Annotated in this window: 22 protein-coding genes; all 22 read left to right on the top strand. The window is 56.5% G+C overall.

Annotated elements, in window-relative coordinates:
• The first annotated feature begins 35 nt into the window (after window positions 1–35).
• A complete protein-coding gene (locus GTO89_RS10435) occupies window positions 36–1,184 on the top strand; it encodes a protein-glutamate methylesterase/protein-glutamine glutaminase (protein ID WP_161262033.1) in 1,149 nt (382 codons plus the stop codon).
• Window positions 1,185–1,214: 30 nt separating this feature from the next.
• Window positions 1,215–3,335, top strand: a complete 2,121-nt coding sequence (locus GTO89_RS10430) for a chemotaxis protein CheA (protein WP_161262032.1) — start codon at window positions 1,215–1,217, stop codon at window positions 3,333–3,335.
• Between the two features lie 12 nt (window positions 3,336–3,347).
• Window positions 3,348–3,806, top strand: a complete 459-nt coding sequence (locus tag GTO89_RS10425; RefSeq protein WP_161262031.1) for a chemotaxis protein CheW — start codon at window positions 3,348–3,350, stop codon at window positions 3,804–3,806.
• 97 nt (window positions 3,807–3,903) lie between these two features.
• On the top strand, window positions 3,904–4,383 hold the full coding sequence (locus GTO89_RS10420; protein ID WP_161262030.1) for a chemotaxis protein CheD: 480 nt from the start codon (window positions 3,904–3,906) through the stop codon (window positions 4,381–4,383).
• 12 nt (window positions 4,384–4,395) lie between these two features.
• Window positions 4,396–4,767: a hypothetical protein gene (locus GTO89_RS10415; RefSeq protein ID WP_161262029.1), complete on the top strand. Its 372-nt coding sequence runs from the start codon at window positions 4,396–4,398 to the stop codon at window positions 4,765–4,767.
• A 39-nt stretch (window positions 4,768–4,806) separates the two neighbouring features.
• Window positions 4,807–5,607, top strand: a complete 801-nt coding sequence (whiG, locus tag GTO89_RS10410) for an RNA polymerase sigma factor WhiG (protein WP_161262028.1) — start codon at window positions 4,807–4,809, stop codon at window positions 5,605–5,607.
• 38 nt (window positions 5,608–5,645) lie between these two features.
• A complete protein-coding gene (locus GTO89_RS10405) occupies window positions 5,646–7,292 on the top strand; it encodes a DUF342 domain-containing protein (RefSeq protein ID WP_161262027.1) in 1,647 nt (548 codons plus the stop codon).
• 37 nt (window positions 7,293–7,329) lie between these two features.
• Window positions 7,330–7,656, top strand: coding sequence for a hypothetical protein (locus tag GTO89_RS10400; protein ID WP_161262026.1), 327 nt, complete (start codon window positions 7,330–7,332; stop codon window positions 7,654–7,656).
• A gap of 65 nt (window positions 7,657–7,721) precedes the next feature.
• The gene (locus GTO89_RS10395; protein WP_161262025.1) at window positions 7,722–8,354 is read left to right on the top strand and encodes a hypothetical protein; all 633 of its coding nucleotides are present in this window, start codon (window positions 7,722–7,724) and stop codon (window positions 8,352–8,354) included.
• A 4-nt stretch (window positions 8,355–8,358) separates the two neighbouring features.
• Complete coding sequence (locus tag GTO89_RS10390) at window positions 8,359–8,964, top strand: endolytic transglycosylase MltG (RefSeq protein ID WP_161262024.1); 606 nt, start codon at window positions 8,359–8,361, stop codon at window positions 8,962–8,964.
• A 163-nt stretch (window positions 8,965–9,127) separates the two neighbouring features.
• Window positions 9,128–9,826, top strand: a complete 699-nt coding sequence (gene rpsB, locus GTO89_RS10385) for a 30S ribosomal protein S2 (protein ID WP_161262148.1) — start codon at window positions 9,128–9,130, stop codon at window positions 9,824–9,826.
• 134 nt (window positions 9,827–9,960) lie between these two features.
• Window positions 9,961–10,608, top strand: a complete 648-nt coding sequence (tsf, locus tag GTO89_RS10380; RefSeq protein WP_161262023.1) for a translation elongation factor Ts — start codon at window positions 9,961–9,963, stop codon at window positions 10,606–10,608.
• A gap of 131 nt (window positions 10,609–10,739) precedes the next feature.
• Window positions 10,740–11,462, top strand: a complete 723-nt coding sequence (gene pyrH, locus GTO89_RS10375; RefSeq protein ID WP_161262022.1) for a UMP kinase — start codon at window positions 10,740–10,742, stop codon at window positions 11,460–11,462.
• A 1-nt stretch (window position 11,463) separates the two neighbouring features.
• On the top strand, window positions 11,464–12,021 hold the full coding sequence (gene frr / locus GTO89_RS10370; protein WP_161262021.1) for a ribosome recycling factor: 558 nt from the start codon (window positions 11,464–11,466) through the stop codon (window positions 12,019–12,021).
• A complete protein-coding gene (locus tag GTO89_RS10365; RefSeq protein WP_161262020.1) occupies window positions 12,021–12,257 on the top strand; it encodes a hypothetical protein in 237 nt (78 codons plus the stop codon). The genes frr and GTO89_RS10365 overlap by 1 nt, the downstream gene beginning before the upstream one ends.
• A gap of 77 nt (window positions 12,258–12,334) precedes the next feature.
• Complete coding sequence (locus GTO89_RS10360; protein WP_161262019.1) at window positions 12,335–13,117, top strand: isoprenyl transferase; 783 nt, start codon at window positions 12,335–12,337, stop codon at window positions 13,115–13,117.
• Between the two features lie 14 nt (window positions 13,118–13,131).
• Window positions 13,132–13,929 (top strand): phosphatidate cytidylyltransferase, encoded by a 798-nt coding sequence (locus GTO89_RS10355; protein ID WP_161262018.1) that lies wholly within the window; start codon window positions 13,132–13,134, stop codon window positions 13,927–13,929.
• Window positions 13,926–15,029 (top strand): sporulation integral membrane protein YtvI, encoded by a 1,104-nt coding sequence (ytvI, locus tag GTO89_RS10350; protein ID WP_161262017.1) that lies wholly within the window; start codon window positions 13,926–13,928, stop codon window positions 15,027–15,029. Before GTO89_RS10355 ends, ytvI begins: the two co-directional genes overlap by 4 nt.
• A gap of 5 nt (window positions 15,030–15,034) precedes the next feature.
• Window positions 15,035–16,210 (top strand): 1-deoxy-D-xylulose-5-phosphate reductoisomerase, encoded by a 1,176-nt coding sequence (locus GTO89_RS10345; protein WP_161262016.1) that lies wholly within the window; start codon window positions 15,035–15,037, stop codon window positions 16,208–16,210.
• Entirely contained in the window at window positions 16,207–17,262 is a 1,056-nt protein-coding gene (rseP, locus tag GTO89_RS10340) for an RIP metalloprotease RseP (RefSeq protein ID WP_161262015.1), read from the top strand. The genes GTO89_RS10345 and rseP overlap by 4 nt, the downstream gene beginning before the upstream one ends.
• A gap of 4 nt (window positions 17,263–17,266) precedes the next feature.
• Window positions 17,267–18,337 carry a flavodoxin-dependent (E)-4-hydroxy-3-methylbut-2-enyl-diphosphate synthase gene (gene ispG, locus GTO89_RS10335; RefSeq protein ID WP_161262014.1) on the top strand — a complete coding sequence of 357 codons (1,071 nt, stop codon included), beginning with the start codon at window positions 17,267–17,269 and terminating at the stop codon, window positions 18,335–18,337.
• A 267-nt stretch (window positions 18,338–18,604) separates the two neighbouring features.
• Window positions 18,605–20,317: a proline--tRNA ligase gene (locus GTO89_RS10330; RefSeq protein ID WP_161262013.1), complete on the top strand. Its 1,713-nt coding sequence runs from the start codon at window positions 18,605–18,607 to the stop codon at window positions 20,315–20,317.
• Window positions 20,318–20,338: the final 21 nt, after the last annotated feature.

Here is a 20,338-nt window from a genome sequence, read left to right as displayed (position 1 = left end):
ACATTAGGACGGCAGAAAAGTGCGGGAGTGATCATATGCCGCAGATCAAAGTATTGGTAGTCGACGACTCCGCATTCATGCGCAAAGTGATAACAGATATGATCGTTGCCGAACCTGGAATGGTTGTTGTGGGAACGGCGCGCAACGGGCAGGATGCTTTGGAAAAAATCGCCCAGTTGTCTCCTGATGTTGTCACCTTGGATGTGGAAATGCCTGTAATGGATGGACTGACCACCCTGGAACGCATCATGGCCTCCCGACCCATGCCTGTTGTCATGTTATCCAGTTTGACCCAACAAGGCGCCGACGCTACCATGCAGGCGCTGCAAAAAGGCGCAGTTGACTTTATTCCCAAACCGTCGGGCTCCATCTCCCTCGATATCCACAAGGTCCGCCAGGAGTTGATCGGCAAGCTAAAAGTGGCGGCTATCGCTAAGGTTCGGCCGCGGGTGGTCGATTACCGCCCGCTAAAATCGCCCTTTTCTCCGCCGTCAGCGACTTCCACCCCATCGGCGCAACCGACACCAGCGGTGGCGCCAGCAGTCCCTCCAGTCGCGCGGGCGAAAATCCTTCCAGGCTTGGGGACGCAGCGGCTGAATAAACTGGTGCTGCTCGGCACGTCGACAGGCGGTCCAAAGGCGCTCTATGAGGTCATCCCCAAACTTCCAGCCGATCTTGGCGCTGCTGTTCTCATCGTCCAGCACATGCCGCCTGGTTTTACGCGATCGCTGGCAGAGCGTCTTGACGCTGCGTCAGCATTGAAAGTGAAAGAGGCGCAAGATGGGGAAGAAATTCAAACGGGTGTCGTGTACATCGCGCCGGGTGACTATCATTTCAAGGTTGCTGTAGTGGAACAGCCTGGAACAGGGCGACAGATGCGGGTGAAACTGACGCAGGAACCGCCGGTAGGTGGACATAGGCCAGCCGTGGATGTGATGATGCTCTCCGCTGCCCAACAATTCTGGTCCCCGATGGTAGGTGTGATCCTGACGGGGATGGGTGGCGATGGAACCGAAGGAATGAAGTTGATCAAGAGTCGTCAAGGTCGCACAATTGCGGAAGACGCCTCGACCTGTGTGGTTTTTGGAATGCCAAAAGTCGCCATCGAATCGGGCTGCGTTGATAAAGTGGTTCCCCTAAACGGCGTCGCCGATGAGATAGTAAAATTATTGCAGGACAGATAGTTCGGCAACTATGGAGGTGTGAAGAACGAGATGGATATGTCACAATACATGGACATGTTTATGGAAGAATCTCGAGAGCATCTGCAAGCGCTCAACCAAAAAATACTGGAGTTGGAAGACAACCCGCAGGATCTGGCGATTCTCGATGAGATCTTTCGTTCCGCCCATACCTTAAAGGGTATGTCCGCGACGATGGGCTTTGAGCGCATCGCCGAACTCACCCATGAGATGGAGAATGTTTTGTCCGTACTTCGGGGAGGGCAGGTGACTGTCAACACAGCCATCGTCGATCTGCTCTTTCGATGCCTCGATGCGCTTGAAAGCATGGTAGAGTCCATCAGCAGCGGTGACACGGGAACCGCGGACATCTCAGAACTGGTTGCTCAACTGCGCAAGGCTGGTCAGGGTCAACTGACTGATGTTGCTTCAGCGCCCAAAGTGAGGAAACCGGAGGCGGTTGGCGCGAGCGAACCGAAACCAATGGAGGAAGCGATACTTCCGGTGGTGGGCGGACCGGAGATCCTCAACGCCTTCGAAATCAACCAGTATGATCTCACATTGCTTCACGAAGCACAGCGCAAGCGATTCAGCGCATACCACATTCAAGTGGAATTGGCGCCTGGGTGTGTGATGAAATCAGCCCGGGCATACATGGTATTTCGCAATCTCGAAGAGATCGGTGAAATCATCAAGTCTGTCCCATCTGCGCAAGAGCTGGAAGACGAAAAATTCGACACTTCCTTCCAGGTTGTGATTGTGACTCGCCACGATGAGGCGCAGGTCCAGAAAACGCTTGACTCGATCGCCGAAGTTCGCGTTGAGGCGATCACACCGCTCAATATTGGTGATGTGCGCATTCAGGAAGGACAGGAAATAGAGGTTGTCTCCAGCACCGAGCAGGAGAAGGAGCAGGAGGTTATAACCGCAGCGGACACAGCCGTACCTGGCAAAGCTCGATCGACTGCTGCTGCTGGCGCCGGAGCCGCGGAGGTTCGCAAATCAAAGGGCAGTCAGACCGTTCGTGTCGATATTGAGCGCCTAGATAACCTGATGAACCTCGTCGGTGAACTGGTTATCAACAAAACCCGCCTGGAGCAGATTTCCACGACGAGCAACCTGACAGAACTGAACGAAACGATTGAGCATATCGACCGGATCACCACGGACCTGCAAAACGTGGTGATGAAAGTCCGCATGGTTCCCATCGAACAGGTCTTCAACCGATTCCCCCGCATGGTTCGCGACTTGGCCAAGGAACTCGGGAAAGAGATCAATCTCATCGTCGAAGGTAAAGAGACCGAGTTGGATCGCACCGTTATCGATGAGATTGGCGACCCCCTGGTTCATCTGATCCGCAACGCCATCGACCATGGTGTTGAACTTCCCGAGGTACGCCGGCAAAAAGGAAAGCCCGTTGAAGCGGTTGTTCGACTGGTAGCCAAACATGAAGGCAATAACGTAATCATTGAAGTGGATGACGATGGCAAGGGCATGGATCCGCAGGTATTGCGGAACAAGGCCGTGCAAAAAGGCCTGATCACCGCCAAAGAAGCCGAACAGTTGGATGATCAAGGCGCACTGAACCTGATTTTCCTCGCCGGCTTTTCAACGGCGGAGAAGGTCTCCGACGTATCGGGCCGTGGTGTCGGTCTTGACGCAGTGCGCACCAAGATCGAAGCGCTGAGCGGCTCCGTGGAGATCGAAACAAGGCCCAATGCGGGGACCATGTTTAAAATCCGCTTGCCCCTTACCCTGGCCATCATCCAGGCGTTGCTGGTCAATGTGGGCGAAGAAATCTACGCCATCCCCCTTGGCACCATCGATGAGACGACAAGCATTGTTCCCTCGCAGATTAAAAACGTGCAAAACCAGGAGGTTGTCCTGCTGCGCGGCAGCGTGTTGCCTCTGGTCCGTTTGGATAAAGTCCTAGAGGTTCCGAAAATAGCTGAGACACCGGAAGAACTCTATGTTGTTGTCGTCCGTAAGGGAGAAAAGAAGGCGGGTCTGATTGTCGATTCACTGATTGGACAGCAGGAAATCGTCATCAAATCACCGGGCAAGCTGCTGCAAGGCATCAGCGGCATTGCCGGAGCGGCCATCCTCGGCAATGGTCATGTTTCTCTGATCCTCGACGTCGGCACACTGTTTTAGGAGGTGAGGGCCGTGGAACAAAAAGATTTTTCCGATGAACTTCAACTTGTCGCGTTCGCGCTGGCCGGTGAAGAATATGCTGTGGATATCCATTATGTCCAGGAAATCATTCGGTTTTTGAATATCACCCGGGTGCCCAAAGCTCCATTTTACGTGGAAGGCGTCATCAATCTGCGCGGGAATGTTGTGCCTGTCATCGATCTGCGGAAACGGTTCTCACAACCTCCGCGGGAAACGACAGAGCGGACACGCATCATCATCGTCAAAGTCAAAGAGATCACCGTAGGCATCATCGTTGACGGCGTCTCTGAGGTGACACGCATTCCTTCCACCGCTGTTGAACCGCCACCCGGCCTCTGTGGTAGCGTCGATCTTGACTATATCCATGGCGTTGGCAAGCTTGGCGAGCGCTTGTTGATTCTTGTCAATCTAGAAAAGATCATCGATCTCGCCGCTACGGAAGAGGGGTAAATCGCGGCAGGAATCGAAACATCGCTTGCCGCCCCATGATGATAATTAATTGTCTTGCCTTTCATGGCGGCGTCAGGTGTGAAGGGATGATGGAGGCATGCTGATCAAGGTGGGCATGGCCGACCTGAAGGCATCTAAGGCGCCAGACAACCTAATGACTTCAGGTCTTGGATCCTGCATTGGAATCTGTTTGTATGATGCCGTTGCCAAAGTCGGAGGACTGGCCCATATCATGCTGCCTGCATCCACCCAGGCTCGTAGTTCCGAAAACAAGGCCAAGTTTGCGGATACGGCAATCCCCGTTCTCCTGGATGAGATGACCAGACTGGGCGCTGTCAAGAGCCGTTTGGTGGCGAAGATCGCCGGAGGCGCACAGATGTTTTCCTTTCCCGGCGCGTCCGATGTGATGCGGATCGGAGAACGGAACGCCGAGGCTGTCCTTCAGCGATTGAAACAGGAAAACATCCCCCTTTTGGCCCGGGAGACGGGGGGCAATTTCGGACGAACCATTGAATTGGATACGATGACAGGCAAATTGCACATTCGCACTATCGATCGCGGCGAGAAGGCGGTTTAGGGAGGTAGGACATTGGGGGGCGCCAAAGTTTGGATAACGATTACCTTTGCCACGTTTGTCTGGCTGCTCACCGCTATCGTCGCCCTTAGCGCCTCTGTCTCATGGACGGCCCTTTTGCTTCGCAGTTTTAGCGCTGCAGCGGTTGTCGGCGCCTTGACCTATGGGATCATCTACTACCTTGCTCGCATTCTTACCGGTGATGACGATGATAACGCGCGGGCTGTTCCTAGGGACGGGGGGGCGAAGGGGGAAAGGGTCGATGTCCAGGTTCCTGCGATGAATCCCTTTGTGCCTGGGCAGATTGATGCGGATCTGGACCGGCTGCTGGCTGATGATCCCTCACGGGCTGCGGAAATCGTGCGGAAGATGCAGTTGGATGATTGACCGGAACCAATTCGAACAATCATTTCAGGACCGGGGTAGGTGGAGACGATAATTATACCGGCGAAAGACACGGCGAGAGCAGGCGCCCTCTGGAATTCTTACAAAGATCATAAGGATCCAGCGGCTCGCGAGGAACTGATCCTGATATATGCCCCTTTGGTGAAGTTTGTCGCCGGCCGGTTAGCGATCAGTCTCCCATCCAACGTGGAGCGGGATGACTTGATCAGTTATGGTGTGTTTGGTCTTATGGACGCCATTGAGAAGTTTGATCCCTCTCGTGGATTGAAGTTTGAAACCTATGCGATTGCTCGCATCCGTGGCTCTATACTGGATGGCTTGCGCTCGATGGATTGGGTGCCTGTTTCTGTACGGCAAAAGACGCGGGAGTTGGAAAAGACCTATGCTGCACTTGCCAATCGTTTCGGTCGTGAGGCGAGTGATGAGGAAGTCGCTCAGGCCTTAGGGCTTACCGCCAATGAATTTGCCAAACTGCTGCTGGACGCGCAAGCGACTACCATCATGTCTCTCGATGAATACTGGATGACTGATTCCGATAAGGGGGATCCGGTTCGCCTGATCGACTCTTTGGCTGACGATCAGGTGGAAGAACCGACAGCCGCCTTGGAATTTGAAGAGACGCGAAAGATGCTCGCCTGCGCCATTGACAAGTTGGCTGAGAAAGAACGCACGGTGATCGCCCTCTACTACTATGAAGGGTTGACGTTGAAAGAAATCGGAGCTGTGATCGGAGTCTCGGAATCGCGCATTTCACAATTGCACACAAAGGCCGTGTTACGGTTGCGGGGCCAATTGGCGAGGCAGAAAAAGAAAATTCTCTGATCGATTTTGACAAAATCGGAGCCTCCGGAGGTGAGATTGTGAGCGGTTCCAATAGGGAGATTGTTTCGGACGATGTGTCTGTTTCCGAAAACCGCCACGGCTGTTATCAGATTGAATACCGTTCGGAGGGGGTTGTTCTCTCTGTTTTTCCGCCTGTTGGCATGGGGAGAGCGGTTACCGTGGAGGAGGTCATCCACGATGTAAAAGAGCGGGAAATCCGCAACCCAGACCAGCAAGTTATCCGTACAGCGGTCTTCCGCATGGAACAAAACGTCGTCATTGCCGAACCACAGCAGGAGATTATTCGCGACGGTCAGGTGAAGGTGGAAATTGATCGTGACGGTATGCGGGCTTATCTGGTCGTCTATCCGCCTCGTGGCGGCAAGGCGGTTACAGCGGATGCGGCCAAACGGGCTATGGAGCAGGCCGGCGTTGTGTTTGGTATTGATGAAGAAAAGATCAACCATGCCCTCACACACATCCTTACGGGTCAACGAGTTACTGTCGCTGCTGGAAAGCCACCCGAGGATGGCAAAAATGCCAAGATCGATTATAAAGTCAATACGGATACGCGGATTCGGCCTGTTGAGTTGGAAGATGGACGGGTCGATTTTTACAATTTAAATCTAATCCGCAATGTTCAGCCTGGTGAAATCCTTGCCATCCGCACCCCTCCGACAGAGGGTGTGCTGGGATCTACGGTGCTGGGGAAGGAAATCCGGCCGCGTCCAGGCAAGGATGTGCGCATACCAGCCGGAAAAAACACACAGCTCAGCGATGATGGTTGTATCTTGATGGCAGCCTCCGCCGGTCATGTGTATTTTAATGGCGAACGAATCCAGGTGGATCCCGTCTTTGAGCTGAAGGGCGATGTAGATTTTTCCTCCGGAAATTTGAATTTTCTCGGATCTATCGTTATTCGAGGATCCATCACCTATGGTTTTCAGGTCAACTGTGAAGGGGATCTGGAAGTGGGCGGTTCCATCGACGGCGGTTCGGTCAATGTTGGCGGAAGCCTCACGGTGCGTCAAGGGATTCAGGGGCAACAAAAATCGCTCGTCAATGTCAGTGGCAATGTGATCACCCGGTTTATCGAGAACGCTACCGTTAAAGCGGGAGGAGACATTGTCGTCGGCGAAGGGATCATGCACTCCACTGTCGATGCCGGAAGAAGCGTCAGTGTTGGCGGTAAAAAAGGCTTGATCGTCGGCGGTCGCTGTCGCGCTGGGGAAGAGATCAACGCAAAGAACGTCGGTTCCCTTCACTCCACGATAACGGAAATCGAGGTGGGCATTCGCCCGGAAAAACGGGCGGCCTACAACGATCTGGCGAAGAAACTTCTTGACGCGCGCGCTAACCTGGATAAAACAGAAAAAGCCGTAAATGTGTTGAAGGAGTGGGAGAAAAAACAAGGGCAGCTTCCCATGGAGAAGCGCATGCTGCTTTGGAAGCTCACACAGGCCTATTCGCAGTTGTATAAGGATGTGGAAGCCTTATCCACTCAAAAAGAGAGTATGGATTCGGAGTTTGAACAGGTGGCAAAGGGTCGCATCCGTGTGGCGGCCCGCCTTTATCCCGGTGTCAATATCCGCATCGGCCAATGCACAACGCGCATTCGCGATCCCATTGACTTTACCATGATTTATCTGGATGGCGGCGAACTCCGGTTCTCTCCCTTCGCCTAGATTTTCGCGCCCATTCATGGTACGATGGGGGTGGTAGATGGTGACGATTCGTCCCATCGATATGCAGGTAATCGTTCCCAAGGTGACAGAAGTGGGCAGGTTGCAACAGGTGCAGCAGCAGGCGCAGGAACTGCAGCAACAGTTCGTGGCGCAACAAGCGCAAGCTCAAGTGGAGCACCGTCAAAAAATGGTGCAGCAATCGTCCCACTCGGAAGAGTCACGTGTTGACGATCGTCAGCGACAAAAACAACAGCGGCAGCGTAAACAGGATCATCGGGAAACACCGGAAGAGGACGAGCAGGCAGGTGATATCTTGCCAGCAGGGGATCCGATGCGAGGCAAGATATTGGATATTACGATTTAGGAGAAATCGGGGGAGGATGCACTGTGGATTCCGGCATACTGTTAACAGGAATCGGATGCGTTTTGATGGGTGCCGGTTTGACATCGTCATTCATGCAGCGAAAAAACCAGCATGATAAGAGAGAGCAGGAGAGCCTGCGCAAGCAACTGAGTGAAGCCCGGCTGGTTAAACGGGATATGGAGACACTGTTGGCGACGGCCATGCAGACCGGCGACGAAGTTGTCGACGATCTGCGAAGAGAGGTGGAAGGGGCCCGCAAACTTCTGGAGCGCTTGGAAGGCTTGTCGGCGACGGCTGAAGGACAAACCAAATCAGACGACCTGTCCTTCCAGAAAAACCGACCGGATCTCCTGAATTCTCGAGACCATGAAGCCACGATCGAGACGGAATCTCATCGTCATCACGACACCACCGTACAGGACTTTGAGACCATCAAACCCATTCGACCTGTTTATATCCAGGAATATCTGCAGCATCAAAACGCCCGCGCCAACACATCCAACAACACCCTGGCCAGAGGAGAAACGCTGTTGAAGTCGCTGGGAGAGGGAGATCCTCGCCAGTGGAGCAAAGAACGGCGCTACGAGTTGATTCCCCAACTGCGCCGAATCGGGCTCAACGATGGAGAAATCGCCCAAGTGCTTCATCTCGGCAAGGGGGAAGTACAGTTGGTGACGGAGCTTCGTAGGAGGGCATGAGAGGGTGAACCGCGGACATTCCCCTGGAGAAGATAAGAGAACCTTTCCCGATCGTCCGTTTTGGTCGAGAGACGGGAGGGTTCTTTTTGCTTTAGGACTGCTCCTTTTTGGCGCCGGACTCGTCTTGCAATCGCACACAGGGGCGGAGCAGCCTGTTCAGACCCCGGGCACAGAGGCACAGGTGCTGGAAAAGGTCTCTAGAGAGAGTACGCCCCAAGTGCAACAGGCTGCTTCGGTCGCCTCCATTGACACGCAAAAAGCAGCGCCACAGACGGGCGGCCCGGTGGCGGCGCCTTCTCAGAATTCGCCCGTTCCTGCGCAAAAAACGGAAACGCCTTCTGCGAATAACGGAGAGCCTTCTGTCGCCGGAAAAGGGCAACAGAGCAGCGAAACGGCGCAAAGGAATCGCACCATCACCATCACTTCCGGCGACACCTCGGAAACGGTGGCCCGGAAACTGCAAGCCATCGGCGCAATCGCTGACGCGAGACGCTTTAACCGTTATCTCGTGGAGAGCGGTTACGCGACGCGACTCCAGGACGGAACCCATTCCCTTACGGTGGGAATGGATGAAGCCGATATCGCCAAACGCCTAAGCGAATTACGATAAATCTCGACTTTCTCTATTGTCATTACCAGTGCACTTATGGTATCATTCTTGATGGTGTGTTAATTCCACACGGTTGACGACCGCTTCTCAGGTGCCCCGGCGACGGGGTGGGGGAAGGGGAATGAAGCAACCGGAGGGCAAAACCTGGAAGGAGGTGGATGTTGTGGCGGTTATTTCAATGAAGCAGCTGCTGGAAGCCGGTGTTCACTTTGGACACCAGACCCGGCGCTGGAACCCCAAAATGGCGCCCTACATCTTCACGGAGCGAAACGGTATCTATATCATCGACCTGCAGAAAACGGTTCGTAAAGTCGATGAGGCGTACAATTTCATCCGCGAAGTGGCGACCCAAGGGAAGAAAATCCTGTTTGTCGGCACCAAAAAGCAGGCACAGGATTCCGTCAAGGAAGAGGCCGAGCGTTGCGGCATGTATTTTGTCAACCAACGCTGGCTGGGCGGTATGCTCACCAACTTCCAGACGATTCAAAAGCGCATCTCCCGTCTGCGCGAACTCGAAAAGATGGAAGCCGATGGCACTTTCGAAGTCCTGCCGAAGAAAGAAGTTTCCAAGCTTCTCCACGAAAAGGAAAAGCTTGAGCGCTTCCTCGGCGGCATCAAGGACATGAAAGACCTGCCCGGCGCGATTTTCGTGATCGACCCGCGGAAAGAGCGCATTGCTGTTGCCGAAGCGCGTCGCCTGGGAATTCCCCTGGTTGGCATCGTCGACACCAACTGTGATCCCGACGAGATCGACTACGTGATTCCTGGCAACGACGACGCCATTCGCGCTGTCAAGCTCCTGACGGCAAAGATGGCCGACGCCGTGCTCGAAGGCAACCAAGGACAATCGGACGCCCAGTAATCAGAAGGGGGTGACCGGGGGAAACCCCGCAGTCACCCTTTTTTGATGCCGATCCCCTTACATAGGCTTCTAGAGGCCGAAGCAAAGGGTTATACTATCCGAATGAGGTCATACGAATAGGAGGAGTATCAAGCATGGTTACTGCAGCCATGGTGAAAGAACTTCGCGAGCGGACCGGCGCTGGCATGATGGAGTGCAAAAAAGCGCTGGCTCATACCGATGGCGATATGGAAAAAGCGGTTGCTTACCTGCGTGAACGGGGCCTGGCCGCTGCGGCCAAGAAGGCCAGCCGTGTTGCCGCGGAAGGTCTGGTTGAAGCCTACATCCACGGCGGCGGTCGTATTGGCGTTCTCGTCGAAGTAAACTGTGAAACCGACTTTGTCGCCAAGACCGACGATTACAAGGCCCTTTGCAAGGACATTGCCATGCAAATCGCCGCGGCCAAGCCGGAATATGTCCGTCGTGAAGAAGTTCCGACGGAGCAGATCGAAAAAGAGAAAGAGATTCTGCGCAACCAGGCCCTCAACGAAGGCAAACCGGCCAAGATCGTCGACAAAATGGTGGAAGGCCGCGTCGAAAAATTCTACAAAGAGATCTGCCTGCTGGAACAACCCTTTATCAAGAACCCTGATGTGACGGTTCAGCAGATGATCACCGAGGCGGTCGCCAAGATCGGTGAAAACATCAATGTTCGTCGCTTCGTCCGTTTCGAACTGGGTGAAGGCCTGGCCAAACGGCAAGACGACTTCGCTTCGGAAGTCATGGCCGAAATCAACAAGTAAGATCGACAACAGCAATACGAAAAAAGGGGACACGTTGTGTTCTCTTTTTTATAAATGTGGCTTTTTTGCCGGGAAGAGGATTTTCTTTCCGCTTGTAGAAGGGATAAAGAGAAAAGGGGAGGTATACCCCATTGCAGCCGAAGTATAAACGAGTGGTCTTAAAGCTGAGCGGGGAAGCGTTGGCCGGTACGAAGGGTTACGGCATCGACCCCGATGTGGTCAACTCCATCGCGGACCAGATTCGCGATGTGAAACAGAAGTGTGATGTGGAGCTGGCGATCGTTGTCGGCGGCGGCAATATCTGGCGCGGCGTCGCCGGATCGGCCAAAGGCATGGATCGCGCCACTGCTGACTACATGGGCATGCTGGCGACGATCATGAACTCGCTGGCGCTTCAGGATGCTTTAGAAAAGCGTGACGTCCATACAAGGGTCCAGACAGCGATTGAGATGCGCCAGGTGGCAGAACCCTATATCCGTCGGCGGGCGATGCGTCACCTGGAAAAAGGACGTGTTGTCATTTTTGCCGCGGGAACCGGCAATCCTTACTTCTCCACCGATACGACAGCAGCGCTGCGGGCGGCGGAGATTGAGGCTGACGTCATTCTGATGGCCAAGCGCGGCGTTGATGGCGTCTATGATTCGGATCCGCGGAAAAATCCCGACGCGAAGAAGATCGACGAGCTCACCTACATCGATGTGCTCAATCAAGGACTCGGCGTGATGGATTCGACGGCGACGTCCTTATGCATGGATAATGAGATCGCCCTGATCGTCTTTGGTCTCGAAATACCGGGCAACATTGAACGCGCCATCATGGGCGAGGAAATCGGCACGGTGGTTGGGAGGAAGTAGCATGATCAACGAGATCAAAAAAGAGACTGAGGAAAAAATGCAGAAGTCTGTTGACGCCCTGCGCAAGGAGTATCAACATATTCGCGCCGGCCGCGCCAATCCTGCCTTGTTGGATAAGGTGACTGTCGAGTATTATGGCACGCCGACGCCGGTCAATCAGTTGGCCAACATCTCCGCGCCTGAAGCTCGACTGATGACGATCCAGCCCTGGGATAAATCGGTTCTGCCTGCTGTCGAGAAGGCGATCCTCAAATCGGATCTAGGTTTGACGCCCACCAGCGATGGAACGGTGATCCGCCTGGTTATTCCCCAACTGACGCAGGAAAGGCGCACCGAATTGGTGAAAATGGTGAAAAAACGGGCTGAAGAACACCGGGTGATCTTGCGCAACCTGCGGCGAGACGCCAATGAGGATGTAAAGGCCCTGCAGAAGGATCACACCATTTCGGAGGACGAAGGGAAACGCGCTCAAGAGGAGATCCAAAAGCTGACCGATAAATACATCAAAGAGATCGACCAGGTGGCGGAGCGCAAAGAAGCGGAGATCATGGAGGTTTGATGACCGCTCTCTGGGACCTGGAACAATTGGAACGGGACTTGATCGGCTTGACCGTGGAGAAGGCGGCGCAAGCATTGGCGGAGAAAGGCATTGACGCCGCTTTTCAGCCGACTGGCCCGGACGTCGTTCATGACGACGATTCGGTCCAACGGGTCATCCAAATCCGACCAGGAGCCCCTCGACTGTTCATCACCTACGGGCACTTTCGCCGCTATCCAATCCATGGAGTCGACTAGACCCCCTCGGGGCCCCGAGGGGGTTCGTCGCTCCCGGCTTTTTATACAGAGAGGGAACACATACGGGAGGGGTCTCTTTGCCACCATCGTTTTGGCCCTTTGGCCGATCAAAGGACGCCGAGCCGGAGCAGTCGCTGATTCAACAACTAGACCCCCAGCGTATACCCCAGCATGTAGCCATCATCATGGACGGCAACGGCCGGTGGGCCAAGCGCCGGGGGTTGCCCCGCGCAGCCGGTCACCGGGCAGGTGTCCAATCCTTGCGTCGCGTCCTGGAGACCTGTGAAGAATTCCATATCCGTTACCTTACGGTCTATGCTTTTTCCACAGAGAACTGGAAGCGTCCCGCCGATGAGGTGAATGCGCTCTTTGATCTGCTCATCGAGTACCTGCAGCGGGAATTGGAGACCCTCCATGAAAAGGGTGTCCAGATCCGCGCTATCGGCAAAGTTTCCGAATTGCCTGAAAGTCCCCGGCAAGAACTGGAACGGGCTGTCCGCCACACGGCGGCCAATGACAAACTGACCCTCAACGTAGCCCTGAACTACGGCGGACGGGTGGAGATCGTCGAAGCGGTCAAAACGATCGCTCGTCAGGTCCAGGAAGGTGCGATCGACCCTGAGTCCATTGATGAGGCATTTCTCAGTCGCTACCTTTATACGGCGGATGTGCCCGACCCCGATCTGTTGATTCGGCCTTCCGGCGAATTGCGGCTCTCCAATTTCCTCCTTTGGCAGTCGGCCTATACGGAGATCTGGGTCACACCCACCCTTTGGCCTGATTTCGGGCGGAAAGAGATGATCCAGGCGCTGGTCGATTTTCAGGGACGGGACCGGCGCTTTGGTGGAGTCAAAGTCTAGGAGGAGCTTCCTGCATGCTCTGGAAACGCGTCGCCAGCGCTCTCGTCGGCGTTCCCCTCCTGGTTGCCGTCGTCTGGGCCGGCGGATGGGCTATGACAGCGGCAGTCGCGGTGCTCGCTGTCGGTGGCTTCTATGAATACCTGCAAATGGTCCGGCGCTTGGAGACGGATCCGCCAGCCTGGTTAGGCTATGGGATCTCTGTCGCGCTGGTCTTGGCGGCCCATTTTGGCGGAGAGCCGCTTCCCGCCATCGCCGCGGCGGCCGGGCTCGCTTTTCTTTTCCATATCGTCATGGCCTACCCGAAGGTGAAGCCGGCTGACGGCGCCTTGGCCTTCACCGGCGCCTTCGCCGTCGCCTGGCTCCTGAGCCACCTGGTTCTGTTGCGTCGCCTGCCCAACGGCGTCGAGGCGGTGTTGCTCGCCTTTTTTCTGACTTGGGCCACCGACACAGGCGCCTATTTTGCCGGTCGTTCCCTCGGAAAGCGACCGCTCGCCGCCCGGGTCAGCCCCAAGAAGACGATGGAAGGTTCGTTGGGTGGACTTATTGCGGCGGCCCTTGTCGGCGTCATTCTCGGTCCTCGCTGGTTTCCCGCCTACTCTTGGGTGATCTGGTTGCCCTTTTCCCTGGTTGTCTCCGCTCTGGGGCAACTGGGCGATCTGGCTGAATCAGCCCTGAAGCGAATCGCCGGCGTGAAGGATTCCGGCGATCTGATCCCGGGACATGGCGGTGTCCTCGATCGCTTTGACAGCATCCTTTGGACAGCGCCAGCGACCTATTACTTTTTGCGATTGTTTGAGGAGTTTCTGCGATGAACGACTGGCAACACTGGCTGGGCCATTTCCTGCGCCTTGCCGTCATTGCCCTCTTTATCGGGCTCGCCTACTTCGTCATCCAATACGCGCTGCCCCTGACGGTGGAGGTTTTCGGCCGTCTAGGCGTCTACCTGTTGCCATTTTTGCTCGGCGCCATGATCGCCCTGCTTATTGAGCCCGTTGTCGAATTCTTGACGAAGAAGACGCGCCTTTCGCGGGGTTTGACCACCTTTGTGACGCTGCTGCTCTTTCTCGGGATCTTGAGTGTCAGCCTGGTCGTGATCATCAGCCGCCTTGTTGTCGAGATGGTCACCATCGCGTCAAACCTGCCGTCGCCCCAGTTTTTGACGAACGCTTTTACCGAGTGGACCAAGGCAGTGGCGCCCTATTATGAGTTGATCCATTCCTCGCCGGAGATTTACACGACAGTGGAACGGATCGCCGGTGAAGGCGTCGTGGCCGTAAAGAATCTGGCTGTTTCCGGGTCAAACTATCTTCTGGACACGATCACATCGTTGCCGTCCTTCTTTACGATCCTCGCCTTCAGCCTTGTGGCCAGCTACTTTTTCAGTCGTGATAAAGGGGCCATCCTCCAGATGGTCTACAAGATGGTGCCTGATGATCGAGCCACCCAGGTTCGCCAGGTGATCCTGGAACTCGGCGACGCCTTTGTGGGCTTTGTCCGCGCCCAGGTGATCCTGGTGTCCATCACTGGTTTGTTGACGATCATCGGGCTCTATTTTCTCGGCAACGAATACGCCTTTACCATCGGGATCCTCACAGGGATCATGGACTTGCTGCCGATCCTGGGGCCGGGGCTTGTCTTCATGCCCTGGATCATTTTGGAACTGCTCACCGGACAGTTTCCCGATGCAGCTAATCTGAGCATTCTCTACGGCCTGCTGGTGCTCAACCGCCAGTTTATCGAACCGAAGGTGGTGGCCGATTCTATCGGTTTGCACCCACTGGCTACGCTGACCGCCCTCTATGTGGGCTTAAAAGCCTTTGGTGTGCTTGGGGTGATCGTCGGTCCCACGATCGTATTGTTGCTCCTATCGATGCACCGGGCGGGTGTGTTCAAGAATTTCCGAACGAGGTGAAGGGCTTGAAGAAAGGGATCGCCATCCTGGGGTCGACGGGCTCCATCGGTCGCCAGACGCTGGAGGTCGTTGACCGGAGCGAGGGCCGTTTGACAGTACAGGCTCTGGCCGCCGGCAGCAACTGGAAGGAATTGCTTGGTCAGATAGAGATCTACCGGCCGCGCTTGGTGGCAATGATGGATACAGAGGCTGCAGAACGACTCGACGAAGCGCTCCGTGAACGGGAACTGCCCATCCCGGTGGTGACTGGCGAGAAGGGGTTAGCCGAGGCGGCCTGCTTGCCCGAGGTGGATACAGTGGTCACTGCTGTCAGCGGCGCCATCGGCCTCGGTCCGACGATGGCCGCCATTGAGGCCGGCAAAGAGATCGCCCTGGCCAACAAGGAGACCCTCGTCGCCGCCGGTCCCCTCGTCATGGCGGCGGCGCGCCGCCGCGAGGTGGCCATCCTGCCTGTCGACAGCGAGCACTCGGCCATCTTCCAGTGCCTGCAAGGGCAGGACCGCCGTTTGGCGCGCCTGCTCCTGACGGCTTCTGGCGGCCCTTTTCGGGACAAAAGCCTGGAGGAACTGCGCCGGGTGACGCCGGAAGACGCCCTGCGCCATCCCAATTGGCGCATGGGCCCCAAGATCACCATCGACTCAGCCTCGCTGATGAACAAGGGGTTAGAGGTGATTGAGGCGCGCTGGCTCTTTGATATCGATTTTGACGATATCGAGGTGCTCGTCCACCCGCAGAGCATCGTCCATTCCATGGTTGAACTGGCCGATGGATCTATCCTCGGACAGATGGGTTTGCCTGACATGCGGTTGCCCATCCAGTATGCCCTCAGCTATCCTGAGCGCTGGCAGTCAGGTTGGCCGCGCCTCGACCTGACCCAGATGGCGGCGCTGACCTTCCGGCGGCCTGATCTGGAGCGGTTTCCATCGCTTGAACTTGCCCTTACGGCCGGGCGGACGGGAGGAACATTGCCTGCCGTCATGAACGCCGCCAACGAGGTGGCTGTCCACGCCTTTCTGGATCGCCGGATCGGCTTCATGGATATTCCCCGCATCGTCCGGGAGGCGATGGAGGCCCATGAGTGGCGCCAGGAACCGGATTTGCCCGGCATCCGGCGAGCCGACGAGTGGGCGCGGCGTTTTGCCGCTGAGCGGATAGGGAAGGGAAGGGAGGTTTCGGCTTGACCACTTTTCTGGCCTCAGTCTTCGTGTTCGGGTTGATGATCTTTTTCCATGAACTGGGGCATTTTTCTGTGGCCAAAATGGTCGGCGTCCGCGTTCTCGAATTCAGCATCGGCATGGGACCCCAACTGTTCGGCTTGCGCCGTGGCGCCACCCTCTATGCGCTGCGGTTGCTGCCAGTAGGCGGTTTCGTTCGCATGGCCGGTATGGAGGCCGGGGAAGACGGTCAGTTTGCCGCTTCACCGTCCGATCCAGGCAATTTCAACAACAAGACGGTGGCACAGCGGGCGGCGGTTATCTTCGCCGGTTCTTTTATGAATTTCATCCTGGCTTTCCTGTTGTTCATCTACATCTATACCATCATCGGCGTGCCGACTTACTCCAACGTGATCGGTGACGTTCTGGCAGGCAAACCGGCTCAAACAGCCGGCATTCGCCCTGGGGACCGCATTCTCGCTGTGAATGGCAAAACGACGGAGAACTGGTCAGAGCTGCTCCAGGAGATTCATCCACGAGGCGGTCAAGAAGTGACCCTGACGGTGGAAAGTCAAGGCGCCGTCCGTGATGTCAAGGTTGTTCCGGGACTTGATCCAGAACGCAATGTCGGTCAGATCGGGATCACTGTCGATGACAAGACGGTCTACAACGAGAAGAAGGGACTCTTCACCTCGCTCAAACTGGGCCTTGTCAACACCTTGGCCATCACGACCATGATCCTGCACTCGATTTTTCAGATGATCACAGGCGCTGCGCCGGCTGAAGTGGGCGGGCCGGTCATGATTGTCAACGAGATCGGCAAAGCGGCCCAGATCGGGTTGACATCGTTGCTGATGCTGGCGGCGGTGCTTTCGATCAACTTAGGCTTGCTCAACCTCTTTCCCATCCCCGCTTTGGACGGCAGCCGGCTCGTTTTTCTCGGTCTCGAGGCCCTGCGCGGCCGACCGATCGACCCGGCCAAAGAGAACACGATCCATCTGATCGGTTTTGCCCTCTTGATCGGATTGATGTTGCTCATCGCCTACAAAGACGTGCTGAAGTTGTTGGGAGGAGGGTAAGTCGATGGAAATCGCACTGCCGCGCCGGAAAACCCGACGCATCTATGTCGGAACGGTGCCCATCGGCGATGGCGCACCTGTGTCGGTCCAATCCATGTGCAATACAGATACGCGCGATACAGCGGCCACGTTGGAACAGATCGGCCGACTTGCCGATGCCGGCTGCGAGATCATCCGGGTGGCTGTCCCTGACACCCAGGCCGTCGAGGCGCTGCCGGACATCGTCGAGGGTTCGCCCATCCCCGTTATTGCCGACATCCACTTCAACCACCGCCTGGCCATCGGCGCCCTCAAAGCGGGGGTGCAGGGCTTGCGTCTAAACCCCGGCAATATCGGCGGCGCTCAACATGTGCGGGAGGTGCTCGCAGTTGCGCGGGAGCGACAGGTTCCGATCCGCATCGGCGTCAACGCCGGTTCGCTGGAAAAGGGGCTGTTGGAGAAATACGGCGGCGTCACCGCGGAAGCGATGGTGGAGAGCGCCCTCGGCCATATCCGGCTCCTGGAGGATGAAAACTACCCTTGGATGAAGATCTCCCTCAAGGCATCGGCGGTCCCGCTGATGTTGGACGCCTACCGCTCCCTGGCCGAGAAGATCGACTACCCGATGCACATCGGCGTCACCGAAGCGGGGACCGTTCGCTCCGGCATCATCAAATCGGCCGCCGGCATCGGCGCGCTTTTGGCGCAGGGCATCGGCGACACCCTCCGTGTCTCCCTCACGGGCGATCCCCTGCCGGAGATCCGCACGGGCTGGGAGATCCTCAAATCGCTGGGACTCCGCAAGCGGGGGCCGGAGTTGATCTCCTGCCCCACCTGTGGTCGTTGCCAGGTCAACTTGACTGCTGTCGCTGAGGCGGTCGAGACGGCCTTGGAGAAAGAGTCGCGTCCGATCAAGGTGGCGGTCATGGGTTGTGTCGTCAACGGCCCCGGTGAGGCCCGTGAGGCCGATGTGGGCATTGCCGGCGGCAACGACTGCGGCCTCATCTTCCGCAAAGGGGAGATCGTCCGCAAGGTCGCCCGTTCAGAGATGGTTGATGCCTTGCTTGAAGAGATTGGAAAGCTGCCGGCGGAGTAAATCTTATCCATGGTTTGTTCCTCTTGCAGGTCAATCATGATGCCGATCTTCTGTCTGAGGTTAATGCCGGCGATGGCGCTCGCCAGAGTTTTTGGCGCGTGAAAGACCGGGAAAATGGCAAAACTAGGAGAGGCGCCTCTCCGAGGCATTGCGCTTTCTTGAAAAAACGCTTGGCAGCGTAACGGATCCACAGGCCTGGTTTCAGGTAGGCAAATGATACATATGTGACAAATCGTCTTCAGAAATACAGTGGAGTGTGACGACACCGTGCGCATGTCGCAGCTTTTTGCCCCCACCCTGCGGGAAACCCCCGCCGAAGCTGAAGTCATCAGCCATCAAATGTTGTTGCGGGCCGGTTTCATCCGCCGTTCCTCGGCCGGCGTGTACCACTACCTGCCGCTGGGTCACCGGGTGCTCCAGCGGATCATGGCCATCGTCCGCGAGGAGATGAACGCCGCCGGCGGACAGGAATTACTGATGCCCATTATCCAACCGGCGGAGATCTGGCTCCAGTCGGGTCGCTGGCATGTCTACGGGGAAGAACTCTTCCGCCTCAAAGACCGTCACGACCGCGACTTCTGTCTCAGCCCGACCCATGAGGAAAGCATCACCGATCTCGTCAAAAGCAATGTCTCCTCTTACCGCGATCTGCCGCTGCTGCTCTATCACATCACCAACAAGTACCGTGACGAGCGTCGTCCCCGTTTCGGCCTGATGCGGGGCCGCGAGTTCATCATGAAAGACCTCTACTCCTTTGATCGCGATGAGGCGGGGCTCCACGAATCGTACATGAAAATGTACCAGGCGTATATGAACATATTCCGCCGTTGCGGCCTCACCTTTCGACCGGTCGAGGCTGATCCGGGCGCCATCGGCGGCACCGGCGGCTCTCACGAGTTCATGGTTCTCGCTGAGTCGGGCGAAGCGGAGATTGTCTACTGTGACGCCTGCGAGTATGCGGCCAATACAGAAAAAGCCGAGTGCAAGCCCCAGACGACGACACCTGCTCTGTCGCCCTTGCCGGTGGAGCAGGTGGCTACACCTGGGCAGAAGACAATCGAAGAGGTCTGCAATTTCCTAAAGGTCAGCCCGGCCAACACGATCAAGACGATGATCTTCCGCGCCGACGACGAACTGGTTATGGCGCTGATTCGCGGCGACCGCGAGATCAACGAGGTCAAGCTGAAAAACCTCCTCGACTGCCTCGATCTGCGGTTGGCCACAGAAGAGGAATGCCGGGAGGTCAGCCCCGGCGGCGCCGGCTTCCTCGGTCCGGTCGGCATCAACAAGATCGCCATCTACGCCGACGCCGAGGTGATGGCCATGACGCGCGCCGTTGCCGGCGCCAACGCGCCCGACGCTCACCTGATCCATGTCTGCCCGGGGCGGGACTTCACCGTCAAAGCGACAGCCGACCTGCGGCTCATCCAGGTGGGGGAACCCTGCCCCCAGTGCGGCGCCCCGCTGAAAAAGGCTCGCGGCATCGAGGTGGGTCAGGTCTTCAAGCTGGGCACCAAATACTCGAAAGCCTTGGGCTGCACCTACCTTGACGAAAAAGGGCAGGAAAACCTGATGGTGATGGGCTGCTACGGCGTCGGCGTCAGCCGCACCATGGCGTCGTCCATCGAGCAGAACCACGATGCGAACGGCATCGTCTGGCCCATGGCCATCGCCCCCTTCCAGGTTATCGTCGTGCCTGTCTCCAACAAGGACGCCGCGCAGATGGAGGCCGCCGAGGCCATCTACCGCGAACTGAACGCCAAGGGCATCGATGCCCTGCTGGATGACCGGGCCGAGCGGGCCGGCGTCAAGTTCAAGGACGCCGACCTGATCGGCATCCCCGTCCGCATCACTGTGGGCAACAAGCTGGCCAGCGACGGTGTCGTCGAGGTCAAACTGCGCCGTTCTGGCGAACAGTTTACTGCGACCCGTGAAGACGTCGTCGGCCGTGTGCAGGCGCTCGTCCAGGAGCAGATGTAAGCCACAGAAGTCGAACAGAGC

This window comes from Heliomicrobium gestii, assembly GCF_009877435.1.
Taxonomy (GTDB): domain Bacteria; phylum Bacillota; class Desulfitobacteriia; order Heliobacteriales; family Heliobacteriaceae; genus Heliomicrobium; species Heliomicrobium gestii.
This window is presented reverse-complemented; position numbering and strand designations above follow the sequence as displayed.